Raw genomic sequence first — 13,170 nt, 5'->3', positions numbered from 1 at the left:
CGGCGTCAGCGCGCTGCCCGTCCGCGACGCTCGGCGGGGCCGACGCGTGTCGCCCGAATCAGGTGCCGCGTCGAGTGGGCGACGAAGGGCTCGCTGCGCAGCTGCGCGTCGAGCTGGCGCAGCTTCGCCTCGTACCGCGCGGGGGTGAAGTCGGGGACCCACCACGGGCACTTGCGCAGGATCCAAACCACGGCCCCGATATCGAAGAACTCCATCCGGCAGCGCGCCGTGAGCAGCTCGTCCACGTCCAGCCCGGAGCCCCGGGCCTGCTCCGCTTCGCGTTCGGGGTCCCGTCCCTTGCGCGCTTCAGGCTGCGGCCCGAGGAAGTATTCGACGAGCTCGAATGCCGAAGCCGGACCAACATGCTGGGCCAGATAGCCGCCGCCGGGCCTCAGCACGCGCGCGATCTCCGCCCAGTCCGGCGCCACCGGGTGCCGGCTCGTGACGAGATCGAAGGACCCCGCGGCGAACGGCAGGGGCGCCCCCGGGCCCGCTGCCATGACCTCCACGCCGAGGGGATGGAGCCGCTCGCGCGCCCGCACCAGGTTCGGCTCCCACCCCTCGGTGGCCGCGGCGCGGACCGGGCGCCGGGCGGACAGGTCGAGCGCCTCAGCGAGCACCTCCCCGCCTCCCGTGTCGAGATCGAGCGCCGCGTCGGCACTTGAGAGCGCATCGGCCAGCCGCCGCACGTACCCCCACGGCGGGCGCTCCTCCGTGGCGCGGCCGTCGAGGAAACCGAACCCCCAGCCGGTCACGTCGGCGGCGGCCGCCGCGGCCACCTTCTCTTCGAAAGTCCTCACGCGTTCTCCACTCCTCGACGGGGCCGCTTGCCGAACTGCAGCACCAGTGCGACGACGGCGATGCCGGTCACCGCGGTCAGCGCGACGGGCAGCGACGCCAGGGCCGTCACGCCGCCGATGGTCGGCGCGAGCGTGATCGTCGCGGCCCGCATCGCCCAACTGATCCAGGTCACGCCCGCGTGCGGCGGCAGCCCGGGCACGGCGTCGGCCTCGGCGAAGGCCACCGGCACGGTCACCGCGCAGCCCAGGCCCGCGAGCGCGAGTCCGATCAGGGTCGTCGCGGCGTTCGGCGCCCACGCCGCGGCGAGCAGACCGGCCGCGACGGTCGCGAGGCTGATCAGCAGGGCGCGGTGCGAGCCGAGAGCGTCGATGAAGCGGTCGCCGAGCAGGCGGCCGACGAACTGCGCGCCGAGCAGGACGCTCAGCCCGATGCCGGCCGATTCGAGCGGGACTCCGCGCTCGGTGGCGAGCAGGATCGCGGACCAGTTGTTGCCGATCTCCTCAACACTGATGCCGGCGAGCGCGACGAGGGCCAGCGGGATCAGCACCTTCATCACATGGCGCCCGCGCAGGGACTCGGCCGGTGCGTCGTCGGCGGCAACCGCACCGTCTGTCAGGAACCCGCGGGAGGCCCACCACATGGATCCGATGCAGACCGCGCCCCAGAGGCCGAGGTGCGCCAGCAGCGGCACGCCGGTCATCGCCATGATCGTGCCGACGACGCCGCCGACTGCCGCTCCGATGCTCCAGCCGGCGTGCATGAAGTTCAGCAGGGAGCGGCCGTACGCCTGCTGGACCTTCAGCCCCTGGGCGTTCTGCCCGACGTCCACGCACGCGTCCCCGGCACCGGCGAGGACCAGGCAGAGGAAGAAGAGCCACGGCTGGCCCGTCACGATGCCGACGGTCGCCAGAAAAACGGCGGTCGCCACCCACGCGGTGCCGACCGTCGTGGTGTTGCGCATCCCGAAGCGGCGCAGGACGACGCCGGGCAGGTTGAAAGCACCGGCCCCGCCGAGGGTCGCGCCGACGACGAGCAGGCCGAAGAGACCGGCACCGACTCCGAGCAGCTCCTGGACCTCCGCGTAGCGGGCCAGCAGTGTCGCGGGCAGGGCGCCGTTGGTGGCGAAGGCCAGCATGGCGGAGGCGCGGGCGCGGCGCAGCGAGGGCGAGGATTGCATAAGCAGCAGTCTTGCGATGAAATCGAACACATGCAACGTGCGATTCGGCATAAAACGATCATCAACGCCGTGCGCGGCTCGAGCGAGGCGCGCATCGCGGACCTCACCCGCGCCACCGGCGCCTCGGCCATGACGTTGCGGCGCGACCTGGACGAGCTCGCGCTGCAGGGCGTGCTGCGCCGCACCCACGGCGGGGCCGTCGCACTGCCAGCGAGGGGGACGCGCCTGCCTTATTCCCTGCGGCTCGAGACGAACACGGGACTCAAGCAGCGGATCGGGGCGGCCGCCGCGAACCTCGTCGCGGACGAGTCGAGCGTCATCGTCGACGACGGCACGACCTGCACGGCCGTCGCCCGCGCTCTCGCGGGCCGCGAGGTAACGGCCATGGCTCTCTCGATCCACGGGGCTGCCGCCCTGGGCGAGCGGCCCGGCACCCGCATCGTGACTCCGGGCGGGGAGCTCAACGGCGACGAGCTCTCGTGGACGGGCCACCGCGCGGCACGCGACGTGCTGGACTTCCGGGCCGACGTCGCCATCCTCGGCGTGTGCGCGTGGGACGAGGACCCGGGACTCACGGCCTCCACCATGCAGGACGCCGACTTCAAGAAGGCGGCGCTGGTCTCAGCTCGCCGCGTGATCGCGGTGACGACGCCGGAGAAGTTCGGCATGACAGCCACCTTCGCCGTGTGCGCGTCGGGCGCCGTCGACACGGTGATCACGAGCCGCGCCCCGGCCGAGGCCCGCGCGTGGCTGGCCGCAGCCGGCGTCGAACTCGTGGAGACGGGACCCTAGCACCTGCGCTCAGGGACGCCCCTCTCCTCCGCGGCGGCACCGGCAGCCCGCAGGGCCGCCACGACCCGTCGGACCGCGAGCCGCTCGGCGCGGTCCGGACGCATGACCGCGCAGACGTGGCGCAGGGACGGCACGCCGCGCAATTCGCGCAGCACGAGCCCTCCGCCCGAGGGCGTCGTGAACCTCGGGAGGATCGCCACCAGAGAGCTCTCGGCCACGAGCGCCTCGATGAGCCGGTTGTCGCGGATCCGCTGCCGCACATCCAGCTCGACGCTGGTCACGGCGCTGAGCGATTGGAGCACGGTGTCGAAGGGGTAGCCGACCGGAACGCCGATCCACGCGCACCCGGCTGCCTCGGTGGCGGTGACGTGCCCGCGCGCGGCAAGCGGGTGCGCGGAGCTCATCGCGACGTCGAGGGGCTCGCGGGCGAGCGGCACCACAGCCTCACTGCGCGTCCCGGCGGGCCGGGCGCTCGTCAGGCTGTGCGCGACGACGATGTCGTTGTCAGCGGTGAGGTCCGCGTATTCGGCCTCAGCGACGTCGTAGTCGCTGACGGCCACCTCGATCCCGCTCCCGGCCAGCGCGGCCAGTACCGGGGGCATCAGGAACGTCGCCGCGCTCGGCAGCGAGGCGATGCGGACGACGCCGGCCGGCTCGCCCCGGAACGCGTCCCACCTCGCCTCCACCCGGGCCAGAGCGGCCGCGACGTCGGCCCCTCCTGCAGCTAGGAGGCGGCCCGCCTCCGTCAGCCGGAGCCCGCGGCCGTGAGGCTCGACGAGCGCCATGCCGGCCTCGCGCTGCGCGGTCTTGAGCTGCTGGGAGACGGCCGAGGGCGTCCGATAGGTGGCTTCGGCGACGGCGGTGACACTGCCGCGGTCGGCGAATTCGCGCAGCAGCTCGAGGTGGCGAAATTCCATGAAGGCAACCTACACAATAGATTCGAGAATTGTCGATTGTCCTAAAGGGAAGCACTCGCGAAGATGGGTGCATGCCGCCACGCCACCGCCTGCTCGCCGTCTCCGTCGCCCTCATGTGGGGCCTGAATTTCATCGCCATCGACGCGTCCCTCCAGGTCTTCCCGCCCCTCTTCCTCGTCGCGCTGCGCTTCGCGCTGCTCGCGGTGCCGACGATCCTGCTGGTCCCGCGCCCCGACGTCCCGGTCCGATGGCTGCTCGGCTACGGCCTCGGCTTCGGCACCCTCCAGTTCCTGTTCCTCTACTGGGGGATGTCCATCGGGATGCCCGCCGGACTGGCCTCGCTCGTGCTGCAGGCCTCAGCGCCGTTCACCGTCCTGCTCGGCGCCCTCTTCCTCCGCGAGCGGATCGGCCCGCTCGGCATCGCCGGCATCACGATCGCCGTCGGCGGCCTCACAGTCGTCGGCTGGCAGCGCTGGGAGTCCGCCAGCCTGCTGCCGTTCCTCCTGACACTGGCCGGCGCGTTCGGCTGGGCGCTCGGCAACATCTGCAACCGCCGCGCCCGCCCCTCGAACCCGTTGCACCTGACATTGTGGATGTCCGTGGTCCCGCCGCTGCCGATGCTCGCGTTGTCCCTGCACTTCGAGGGACCGACCGCTATCGCCGCGTCCTTCACCGGACTCGGCAGCGCGGCGGGACTTGCGGCACTGGCCGGCCTGGCCTACACGGTGGCGATCGGGACGATCCTCGGCTCGGGCGTCTTCACCTGGCTCATGTCTCGCCACCCGGCCGGAGTCGTCGCGCCCTTCACCCTGCTCGTGCCCGTCTTCGGGATGAGCGCAGCATGGCTCGCCCTGGGGGAGCGGCCCAGCGCCGGCGAATTGGCCGGCGGTGTGATGATCGTCTCCGGGGTGCTGATCGGCGCAGCCCGCCGACCACGCCTGCCTCAGCGCCGATCCGCCCCACCGGCCGCCGGTCCGCCTCCACGAACACCCGCCGGGATTCATGACGATTCGTTGACCAAATCAACTTAGGTCAGGCTAAACTGACTCCCCGGTGCGGCGCCTCTGTCCGCCGCCGAGAACCACGGGAGTAGTTGATGAAGATTCGTTCTGCCGCCTGGGCCGCCGTCGCGGCGACCCTGGCCCTGACCGTCACCGGATGCGGCGCGTCCGAGCCCGTGCCTGATTCGTCGGCCTCCGGCTCCGCAGCGGAAGGCGGCGAGGGGGCCACCGAGTACCCCCTCGTGCTCGACAACTGCGGCGTCGAGGTCACGGTGGAGGCCCCGCCGGAGCGCGTCGTCTCCCTCGACCAGAACTCCACCGAGATCCTCTACTCGCTCGGGCTCCAGGACCGCATCGCCGGCACGGCGTCGTGGACGGATCCGATCCTGGCGGAATTCGAGGACGTCGACGAGTCGGTTCCGCGCCTGTCCGACAATGCTCCGAGCTACGAAGTCGTCCTCGACGCGGACCCCGACTTCATCACCGCCTCCTTCGGCCGTCACTTCAACGAGGAAGGCGGCATCGCGACCCGCGATCGCTTCGCGGAGACCGCCATCGAAACCTACCTCTCCCCGACGGACTGCGAGGGATCGACGACGATCAACGGCGGCGGCACCCGCACCAAGCTCCTCGAGATCGATTCGCTCTACACCGAGATCCGCGAGCTCGCGGCCGTCTTCGACGTGCCCTCCCGCGGTGAGGCGCTCGTCGCCGACCTCGAGGAGCGCACCGCGGCAGCGCTCGACGGTGCGGACGCCGACGGCGCCACCGTGGCCTTCTGGTTCGCCGACACGACCACCCCGTACTTCGCCGGCTCCTTCGGCTCGCCGGGGCTGCTCGCCGAGATGTCGGGCATGGAGAACGTCTTCGACGACATCCCCGACGACTGGACGGCCGCCGGCTGGGAGACCGTTGTCGATCGGGACCCGGAAGTGCTCGTCCTCGGCGACCTGCAGCGCAACCGCTTCCCGGGCGACCTTCTGGAAGACAAAATCGAGTTCCTCGAGTCGGACCCGCTGACCAAGAACCTCGACGCCGTGAAGAACGAGCGCTACATCTCGCTGCACGGCGCCGAGATGAACCCCTCGATCCGCCTCGTCGACGGGCTCGAGAAGATCGGCGACTTCTGGAAGGAAAAGGACGCTGACTAGCACCATCACGACCAGCGTGCGCGTGGCGCCCGCCGCGCCGGCGGCGGGCGGCCGTCGTCGTGCGCGCTCGATCCTCGCCGCGACCGCCCTCACGCTCGCCGGGTTGTTCCTCCTGGTGCTCTCGGTGGGGGTGGCCATCACGCTCGGCCCCGCCGACGTCTCCCTCGTGAACGTCCGCGACGTGGTCCTCAACCACCTGGCCAACGCCCAGATCCCGGTCCGCCTGACCGAAGACGCGATCGTCTGGCAGGAGCGGCTGCCGCGCGCCCTCGTCGCCGCGGCGTGCGGCGCCGGGCTCGGCCTGTGCGGGGCGATCATGCAGTCGCTGCTGCGCAACCCGCTGGCCGACCCGTACGTGCTCGGCGTATCCTCCGGCGCCTCGACGGGCGCCGTCGCGATCGGCGTGCTCGGCCTCGGCGGCGCGGGCCTGGGGCTCTCGGGCGGCGCGTTCATCGGCGCCATCGTCGCCTTCGCGCTCGTGCTGGGGCTGGCCCGGTTGTCCGGCGGCGGCAACGACCGCGTGGTCCTCGCCGGCGTCGCCAGCACCCAGCTTTTCGCGGCCCTGACCTCGCTCATCATCTTCGCGTTCGCCGATTCCGACGAGACCCGCGGCGTCATGTTCTGGCTGCTCGGCTCGCTCGAGGGCGTGCGCTGGCACGACGTCGGCCTGTGCCTGGCCGTCGTCGCCGCGGGCACGCTGATCTGCCTGCGCTACGCGCACGCTCTCGACGCGTTCGCGTTCGGCGACGAGGTCGCCTCCTCGCTCGGGCTGAACGTGCGCCGCGTGCGCCTGCTGCTGCTGCTCATGACCGCGCTCATCACGGCCACCCTCGTGAGCGTGGCCGGCGCGATCGGCTTCGTCGGCCTCGTGCTGCCCCACGCCGCGCGCCTGCTCTTCGGCTCGCGGCACACCCGCGTGGTCCCGGCGACGGCGGTCCTCGGCGCGATCTTCATGGTCTGGGTCGACGCCGGCTCCCGCGTCGTCTTCGCACCCACCCCGCTGCCCGTGGGCGTCGGCACCGCACTGATCGGCGTCCCGGTCTTCATCGCGCTGCTCGCCCGACGCAGGAGGGCCGCATGAGCCTCACCGCCGAGAACGTCAGCTGGGCGCGCGAGGGCGCGCTCATCGTCGACGGCGTCACCCTCCGCCCCGAACAGGGGGCCACCGTCGGCCTGCTCGGGCCCAACGGCTCGGGCAAGTCCTCGCTCCTGCGCCTCATGCAGGGCGTCACCAAGCCCTCCGCGGGCGCGATCGAACTGGACGGCGAGCCCCTCTCCTCGATCCCGCGCCGGAACATCGCGCGCACGGTTGCGGTCGTCAGCCAGCACGCGCAGACCGACATGGACATCCTCGTCGAGGACGTCGTCCGCCTCGGCCGCATCCCGCACCGCGGCACGTGGGGTGGGGACGCGGTCGCCGACCGCGCCGCCGTCGTGCGCGCCCTCGAGCAGACCGGCCTGAGCGACAAGGCCGACCGGCTCTGGCACACGCTCTCCGGCGGCGAGCGGCAGCGGGCGCAGATCGCGCGCGCGCTGGCGCAGGAACCGCGCGAGCTGCTGCTCGACGAGCCGACCAACCACCTGGACATCCGGCACCAGCTCGAGCTGCTCACGCTCGTCACCCGGCTGCCGATGACCACGGTCGTCGCGATGCACGACCTCAACCTGGCCGCGATGTTCTGCGACCACCTGGTGGTGCTGCACGGCGGATCGGTCGTCGCCGCGGGCACGCCGCGCGAGGTGCTCACGCCCGAGCTGATCCGCGACGTCTACGAGGTGGACGCGGAGGTCGCGTACGACGACGCCCGCGGCCGGGTGGTCATCTCCTTCGAGCCCGCCGTGCTCTCCAGCCGCTGCCCCGCGCCCGCTCTGCAGGGGTAGCCGGCGATGGGACAGACGACGAACGTGGATGGCGTCCTGCTGCACGCCTCGCACAGCCATCTGTTCCGCGGGGCCAGGCTGCGGGCGCCGGGCACCGCTCATTTCGCGGACCCGGCCGATGTGCGCGTGGTCTTCGCCGACTTCTCCGATGCCGGGGCCGAGCTGCGCCGGGCGGAGGGGACACCGGCCTGGATGCTCTCCGTGGAGTCGTACCGCACGGCCGCCGGGACCGAGATTCCGGCGCGCGTATGGGAACTGGAGCTGATGGCGCCCGGCGCCGGCGCACCCGAATTCAAAGTCCTCACCCGCCGCCCGGACCCAGTTCTCTAGCCCTGTTCTGCAGCACTGCCCGCCTCAGCATTCCAGCGCCCGTTCTCGACTGATCTCCCGACGCCCGCCCCTACCGGCCGGGGATCTGCGGGGTGCGACCGCAGGCTGCGAGCATCCGCCAGCCGCGCCCGATGATCGCCGGCACGTGGTCGTTCGCGCCGGCGCCCGCCGCCCCGAAGCGGCCGACCAGGTAGAAGAGCAGGCCGAGCATCGCGGCGATGACGGTCAGGACGATCAGTTCCATGAGGTGCTCCCGAAGTCCGGGGCCGACCCGCGGCCCGGCGAATGCTGTCGAGAATCAACGATCCAGCAGATTGGCCCCCTGGAGAAGGTCCAATTCGGATTCAGTGGCCACGGTTCCAGTCCGTCTAGCCTCGACGTCCCGATTCGACGGCCCACATCGCAGCCTCCACGCGGTTCCGCACGCCGATCTTGGCAAGGATCGCCGCGACGTGGGTCTTCACGGTGCCGAGCGCCAGATGCAGCCGTTCGCCGATCTCGTTGTTCGTCAGGCCCGCCGCAAGCAGGACTAGCACGTCCTCCTCGCGGGCCGTCAGTGCCTCCCGCGGCGCCCGAGACCGGCGCCGCGGCCGCGCGAACTCCTCAAGCAGGCGCACCGTAATCTGCGGAGACACGAGCGCGTCGCCAGCCGCGGCGGCCCGGACGGCCTCCGCCAGGAGCCGGGCGCCCGCATCCTTGAGGAGGAAGCCGCGCGCGCCGGCCCGCAGGGCCCCATACACGTACTCGTCCAGGTCAAAGGTCGTGATGACGACGACGGCGAGGGGGTCCGCGACATCGGCGCCGGCGAGGAGCCGGGTAGCCTCGATGCCGTCCAGGCGCGGCATCCGGACGTCCATCAGCACCACGTCGGGGCGCAGCCGGCGGGCGAGCCGCACTGCTTCGGCCCCGTCTCCCGCTTCGGCTGCGACGGCGATGCCCGGTTGGGCGGCGAGCAGCATACGCAGGCCCGTACGCACGGCCTCCTGGTCGTCGGCGACGAGGACCCGGATCACGGTCGCTCCCGCAGCGGCAGTGAAGCACGCACCGTCCAGCCGCCGGCGTCGTCGGGGCCCGCGGCCGCCTCCCCACCGAGGAGGGCGGCGCGCTCCGCAACGCCGATCAGACCCAGCCCGCCGACCCGCGCGGGACCGTCGGCCGGCGCGGCCGGACGGGCGCCGTCGTCGTGCACCTCAACGCGCGCCGCCGCCGCGTCGACGCTGACGCGAACTTCAATCGCGGAGACGCCGCGGGCGTGGCGGCGGGCGTTCGTCACGCCCTCCTGGGCGATGCGGTGCAGCGTCGAGGCGAGCACGCCATCGATGTCGTCCACGGGGCCGTCCACGCGCACGTGCACAGCGGGCGGCCCGGGATCTGCCAGCCCGCGGATGTCGCTGACGCCGGCGGACGGCGCGTACGGGCTCGGTGCACGGAGCGCGCGCACGAGGGATCGCATCTCGGCCAGCACAGTGCGCGCCCGCAACTCGATGACGGCGAAAGACTCGGCATTCCGCTCGGCGTCCGGCGGGAGCGCGGCCGCCGCCTGCGCGCGAATGGCGATGACGGAAACGTGGTGGGCAACGGTGTCGTGCAGGTCGCGGGCCAGGGCCTCGCGCTCCCGGGACCGGGCGGCGTCGAGTTCCCGGGCGTGCGCGGCGACCCGCTCGCGCCGCAGGGCGCCGGCCAGGCAGGCGGCACCGAAGAACGCGAACCCCGTGACCACATCCGCGACACCGTTCGGCCCGGCGGCCGCGGAGATCAGGGCACCCGCCCCCAGCACGGCGCCGCCGACGATCCGGGCTCGGCCGGACCCCCAGCGAAAGAGGGCATACGGGACGGCAAGCAGGGCGAACATGGCCACCAGCGCGTCGCGCCCGACACCGGCGGCTGCCTGGACCACCGCGAACCCTGTGGTCGTCGCGACGAAGACGAACACGACCGCCAGCGGACGGCTGCGGCGCCACGGCAGCACGGCCAGAGCCGCGAGCGTCACAAGAGCCGTGGGCGCCGGCCACGCGAGATCGTCCCGCAGCAGCGCCTCGCCCAGGACAACGGCCGCCAGCACCGCGACGACGACGACGTCGCGCACCCCGGGGCCCTCCGCCCCGTCGGCGGCGGGCCCGGTCCACCCGCCCCAAGACCTTCGCACGCGCCTCATCGTACCGGGCTCGCCTCCGCCGCCCGCCGCGGGCGGACCGCTCCGGCCCGCCGTCGTCGGATGACCCACTCGGCGACCGCTGCATTGATGAGCCACCCGGCGATCATCTGCACGGCCCGCGCCGTGACGCCGGGTTCGCCGAAGATCAGAAGGAAGGGGGCTGACGTGAAGACCTGCGTTCCGGCACCCAACGCCAGGGCATAGGCGCGGATCATCCACGCGCCGTGGGCCGGGATGTCCTTCCGGGCGATCGCGGCGATCCCGAGGAGAAGAAAAACGCCCATGAGCACACCGACCGCATAGCGCGCCGCAGCGAGTGCCGCTCCGTCGACAGGCGGCATCTCGTACACCGCCGTCATCCAGAGGCCGGTCGCGGACACCAGAAATCCGGCGGGAACCACAACGTAGCGCCCCACCCGCCGATGCCAGCGCGGGTGCCGGGCACGCAGCGCGGGCAGGAACTGGAACGCGCCGAGGATCGAGTACGCCAGCGCCCCGACGATGTGCAGGAGGATGGGCACCGGCAGCGCGTGGAAGCGGGCATTCGCCGCGGTGACCTCGCCACCGGAGACGACATCGCCGAGGCGCACGGCGCCGGCCAGCGAGGGGACGAGAGCGAGGAAAATGAGGGCCGCAGCGAGGAGCCGTTCGCGGCGCAGTGAACGTCGTTTCGTATCCATGCGCTCATCCTGCGCGGGCACCCGCCCCCCGCACATCGGCCAGGTGGCCTAAATCGAGGCGCCAACCGACCTGGCGTCGACGCCCCGCTACAGCACGAAGTAGCCGACGACGCCGGCGGCGATGACCGCCGCCCACGCCGGCACGTTCCACGCCCGCTGAGCCACGAACACGGCGATCGCCACGGCCAGCGACCCCGTGGAGGTCACCCCCTGGGTGAACACCGGGTCGTACAGCGCGGCGGCGAGGATCCCGACGACGGCCGCATTGACGCCCATCAGCGCGGACCGGGCGGACGTCGCGCGGCGCAGCCGGTCCCAGAACGGCAGCGCCCCGACGGCCAGCAGCGCGGCCGGCAGGAAGATGGCGAGCAGCGCGATCGCGGCGCCGAGCAGCCCGGCGGGCCCCGTCGTCGTGCTGGCGCCGAGGTAGCCCGCGAACGTGAACAGCGGGCCGGGCACGGCCTGGGCGGCGCCGTATCCGGCGAGGAACGTATCGTGCGCGACGAGACCGTTCGGCACCGTCTCCGCTTCGAGCAGCGGCAGCACCACGTGGCCGCCACCGAAGACGAGGGCGCCGGCGCGGTAGAACGTGTCGGCGAGTCTGAGCGCGGCGTCGCCGGTCGCGGCCGCGGCGATGGGCAGTCCGATGAGCAGCGCCGCGAAAAGCGCGAGGGCACCCGCGCCGACCCGCCGGCTGACGCGGATGCCGAGCCCGCCGCCGTCGTCCACCGGGCCGGGCCGCAGCCATGCGAGCCCTACGAGGGCGCCCGCGGCGATCACGGCGACCTGCACCGCCGGGCTCGGGACGAGTAGTACGACGACGGCGCCGGCCGCCGCGATGGTGGCCCGCCGCGCGTCGGGCGTCAGGGTTTTCGCCATGCCGAGCACGGCCTGCGCGACCACGGCCACGGCCGCGGCCTTGAGCCCCTGCAGCCAACCGGTGCCGGCGGCGTCACCGAAGGACGCCACCCCAAACGCGAAGGCGATCAGGATGATCGCCGAGGGCATCGTGAACGCGAACCAGGCGGCGATCAGCCCGCCAATCCCGGCCCGCTGCAGCCCGAGCGCCATGCCGACCTGGCTGGAGGCGGGCCCGGGCAGGAACTGGCAGAGCGCGACGAGGTCGGCGTAGGCCGCGTCGGAGAGCCAGCGGCGACGCTCGACGAACGCCTCACGAAAATAACCGAGGTGGGCAACGGGGCCGCCGAACGAGGTCAAGCCCAGTTTCAGGAACGCGGCGAATACCTCGCGGACCGTGCCGGGGTGTGCGGTGCCGGGGCTCTCGTCTCCGGGCGTGCTGCCCGCGGTGTCTGCGCTCATCAGGTTCATCTTCGCCGACGCGGGACGGGCCGTCCACTGCAGTCGGGTGAACTTCAGCTGACGGTCTCGGCGAGGGCGTGGCCCCGCGCGACGTCAACGAACGCGAGGGCTGCCGGGCTGGGGTTGAACTCGCTCCACGCCAGGTGCTGCACGCGCAGCGGACCGTCCGCCACAGGGATGGTGACCAGCCCGCTGCGGTCCCCGACCACGGCGTCAGACAGCAGCGCGATGGCCAACCGCTCCCTGACCAGCCCGAGGAACAGCTCGACGCCGGCGGCTTCGAAGACCACCTCCCGGGCGACGCCGGCCTTGGCGAACGCCGCATCCGACGGAACACGGCCCGGCGCCCCGGCGGGGAAGTCGACGAAGGCCTCCTCGGCCAGGTCGCGCAGGTGCAGCCGCCGGCGAGCCGCAAGACGGTGACCGGCAGGCAACACGGCGACCAGTCGCTCCCGGGCCAGCACCCGGGAGTCGACGCGGTTCGGGTGCACGGACTCCGAGAGCCCAAGAACGGCGACGTCGAGGGTGCCCGCCGCGATCTGCTCCATGAACTCGTCACTGCCTCCCCCACGCAGGCTGATCCGCACTTCGGGATGCGCGTCGCGGAACGCCCCGAGCGCGGCCGGCAGGTCCAGGGCCGTGACGGTCGGGATCGCGCCGATCCTCAGCGTGCCGCGCAGTCGGCCGGTCGCCGCGGACGCCTCCGCGACGGCCCGCTCGGCCGCCTCCAGCGCGGCCCGTGCCGCCGGCAGGAACGCAGCGCCGGCCTCCGTGAGCTCGACCCGCCGGCTGGTCCGGGCGAAGAGCTGCAATCCGAGCTCGCCTTCGAGTGCCTTGATCTGGTGGCTCAGTGCCGACTGCACCACGAAGCACCGCTCCGCGGCGCGGGTGAAGTTCCGGGTCTCGGCGACGGCGAGGACGTAACGCAGCTGCTGAAGTTCCATGGATTGATCATGTCTATAGAT

Annotated in this window: 15 protein-coding genes; 6 read left to right on the top strand and 9 right to left on the bottom strand. The window is 72.5% G+C overall.

All coding sequences use genetic code 11. The features are described from left to right. Window positions 1-5: 5 nt before the first annotated feature. On the bottom strand, window positions 6-800 hold the full coding sequence (locus tag EV380_RS14820; protein WP_130451762.1) for a class I SAM-dependent methyltransferase: 795 nt from the start codon (window positions 798-800) through the stop codon (window positions 6-8). Further along, the gene (locus tag EV380_RS16690; protein WP_165391979.1) at window positions 797-1,978 is read right to left on the bottom strand and encodes an MFS transporter; all 1,182 of its coding nucleotides are present in this window, start codon (window positions 1,976-1,978) and stop codon (window positions 797-799) included. Before EV380_RS16690 ends, EV380_RS14820 begins: the two co-directional genes overlap by 4 nt. Before the next feature lie 30 nt (window positions 1,979-2,008). On the opposite strand from EV380_RS16690, the gene EV380_RS16685 reads away from it, so the two are divergent. Further along, a complete protein-coding gene (locus EV380_RS16685; protein ID WP_165391978.1) occupies window positions 2,009-2,770 on the top strand; it encodes a DeoR/GlpR family DNA-binding transcription regulator in 762 nt (253 codons plus the stop codon). Here the strand turns inward: EV380_RS16685 and EV380_RS14805 are convergent. Then, window positions 2,767-3,687 carry a LysR family transcriptional regulator gene (locus tag EV380_RS14805; RefSeq protein ID WP_130451760.1) on the bottom strand — a complete coding sequence of 307 codons (921 nt, stop codon included), beginning with the start codon at window positions 3,685-3,687 and terminating at the stop codon, window positions 2,767-2,769. The two genes, EV380_RS16685 and EV380_RS14805, sit on opposite strands and share 4 nt — an antisense overlap. Window positions 3,688-3,758: 71 nt before the next feature. Between EV380_RS14805 and EV380_RS14800 the strand changes: the two genes are divergently transcribed. The 5 genes from EV380_RS14800 to EV380_RS14780 all read left to right on the top strand — a co-directional run bounded on the left by EV380_RS14800 (window position 3,759) and on the right by EV380_RS14780 (window position 8,050). Beyond that, a complete protein-coding gene (locus EV380_RS14800; protein ID WP_130451759.1) occupies window positions 3,759-4,718 on the top strand; it encodes an EamA family transporter in 960 nt (319 codons plus the stop codon). 65 nt (window positions 4,719-4,783) lie between these two features. Continuing rightward, entirely contained in the window at window positions 4,784-5,839 is a 1,056-nt protein-coding gene (locus tag EV380_RS14795; RefSeq protein ID WP_130451758.1) for an ABC transporter substrate-binding protein, read from the top strand. A 16-nt stretch (window positions 5,840-5,855) separates the two neighbouring features. Further along, window positions 5,856-6,920 carry a FecCD family ABC transporter permease gene (locus tag EV380_RS14790; protein ID WP_423219032.1) on the top strand — a complete coding sequence of 355 codons (1,065 nt, stop codon included), beginning with the start codon at window positions 5,856-5,858 and terminating at the stop codon, window positions 6,918-6,920. Further along, window positions 6,917-7,720 (top strand): ABC transporter ATP-binding protein, encoded by an 804-nt coding sequence (locus EV380_RS14785; RefSeq protein WP_130451757.1) that lies wholly within the window; start codon window positions 6,917-6,919, stop codon window positions 7,718-7,720. Before EV380_RS14790 ends, EV380_RS14785 begins: the two co-directional genes overlap by 4 nt. Window positions 7,721-7,726: 6 nt before the next feature. After that, window positions 7,727-8,050: a hypothetical protein gene (locus EV380_RS14780; protein ID WP_130451756.1), complete on the top strand. Its 324-nt coding sequence runs from the start codon at window positions 7,727-7,729 to the stop codon at window positions 8,048-8,050. 70 nt (window positions 8,051-8,120) lie between these two features. Here the strand turns inward: EV380_RS14780 and EV380_RS16680 are convergent, their stop codons facing one another. From EV380_RS16680 to EV380_RS14755, 6 genes are all read right to left on the bottom strand, one after another. Then, window positions 8,121-8,294 carry a hypothetical protein gene (locus tag EV380_RS16680; protein WP_165391977.1) on the bottom strand — a complete coding sequence of 58 codons (174 nt, stop codon included), beginning with the start codon at window positions 8,292-8,294 and terminating at the stop codon, window positions 8,121-8,123. A 124-nt stretch (window positions 8,295-8,418) separates the two neighbouring features. After that, window positions 8,419-9,063, bottom strand: coding sequence for a response regulator (locus tag EV380_RS14775; protein WP_165391976.1), 645 nt, complete (start codon window positions 9,061-9,063; stop codon window positions 8,419-8,421). Beyond that, window positions 9,060-10,196, bottom strand: a complete 1,137-nt coding sequence (locus tag EV380_RS14770; protein WP_207219444.1) for a sensor histidine kinase — start codon at window positions 10,194-10,196, stop codon at window positions 9,060-9,062. Before EV380_RS14770 ends, EV380_RS14775 begins: the two co-directional genes overlap by 4 nt. Window positions 10,197-10,201: 5 nt before the next feature. Continuing rightward, a complete protein-coding gene (locus EV380_RS14765; protein ID WP_130451754.1) occupies window positions 10,202-10,885 on the bottom strand; it encodes a DUF2306 domain-containing protein in 684 nt (227 codons plus the stop codon). An 87-nt stretch (window positions 10,886-10,972) separates the two neighbouring features. Continuing rightward, complete coding sequence (chrA, locus tag EV380_RS14760) at window positions 10,973-12,205, bottom strand: chromate efflux transporter (RefSeq protein ID WP_130451753.1); 1,233 nt, start codon at window positions 12,203-12,205, stop codon at window positions 10,973-10,975. Between the two features lie 53 nt (window positions 12,206-12,258). Next, entirely contained in the window at window positions 12,259-13,149 is an 891-nt protein-coding gene (locus EV380_RS14755) for a LysR family transcriptional regulator (RefSeq protein ID WP_130451752.1), read from the bottom strand. Window positions 13,150-13,170: the final 21 nt, after the last annotated feature.

It is taken from the genome of Zhihengliuella halotolerans (genome assembly GCF_004217565.1).
Classification (GTDB): Bacteria; Actinomycetota; Actinomycetes; order Actinomycetales; family Micrococcaceae; genus Zhihengliuella; species Zhihengliuella halotolerans.
Note: the sequence above shows the minus strand (reverse complement) of the source record. Positions and strands in the feature narration are given on the sequence as shown.

Excerpts from the sequence above, each read along its gene's own strand:
- EV380_RS16690 (WP_165391979.1), bottom strand. The coding sequence starts at position 1,978 with ATGCAATCCTCGCCCTCGCTGCGCCGCGCCCGCGCCTCCGCCATGCTG.
- EV380_RS16685 (WP_165391978.1), top strand. The coding sequence starts at position 2,009 with ATGCAACGTGCGATTCGGCATAAAACGATCATCAACGCCGTGCGCGGC.
- EV380_RS14805 (WP_130451760.1), bottom strand. The coding sequence starts at position 3,687 with ATGGAATTTCGCCACCTCGAGCTGCTGCGCGAATTCGCCGACCGCGGC.
- EV380_RS14800 (WP_130451759.1), top strand. The coding sequence starts at position 3,759 with ATGCCGCCACGCCACCGCCTGCTCGCCGTCTCCGTCGCCCTCATGTGG.
- EV380_RS14795 (WP_130451758.1), top strand. The coding sequence starts at position 4,784 with ATGAAGATTCGTTCTGCCGCCTGGGCCGCCGTCGCGGCGACCCTGGCC.
- EV380_RS14785 (WP_130451757.1), top strand. The coding sequence starts at position 6,917 with ATGAGCCTCACCGCCGAGAACGTCAGCTGGGCGCGCGAGGGCGCGCTC.
- EV380_RS14780 (WP_130451756.1), top strand. The coding sequence starts at position 7,727 with ATGGGACAGACGACGAACGTGGATGGCGTCCTGCTGCACGCCTCGCAC.
- EV380_RS16680 (WP_165391977.1), bottom strand. The coding sequence starts at position 8,294 with ATGGAACTGATCGTCCTGACCGTCATCGCCGCGATGCTCGGCCTGCTC.
- EV380_RS14765 (WP_130451754.1), bottom strand. The coding sequence starts at position 10,885 with ATGGATACGAAACGACGTTCACTGCGCCGCGAACGGCTCCTCGCTGCG.
- chrA (WP_130451753.1), bottom strand. The coding sequence starts at position 12,205 with ATGAGCGCAGACACCGCGGGCAGCACGCCCGGAGACGAGAGCCCCGGC.
- EV380_RS14755 (WP_130451752.1), bottom strand. The coding sequence starts at position 13,149 with ATGGAACTTCAGCAGCTGCGTTACGTCCTCGCCGTCGCCGAGACCCGG.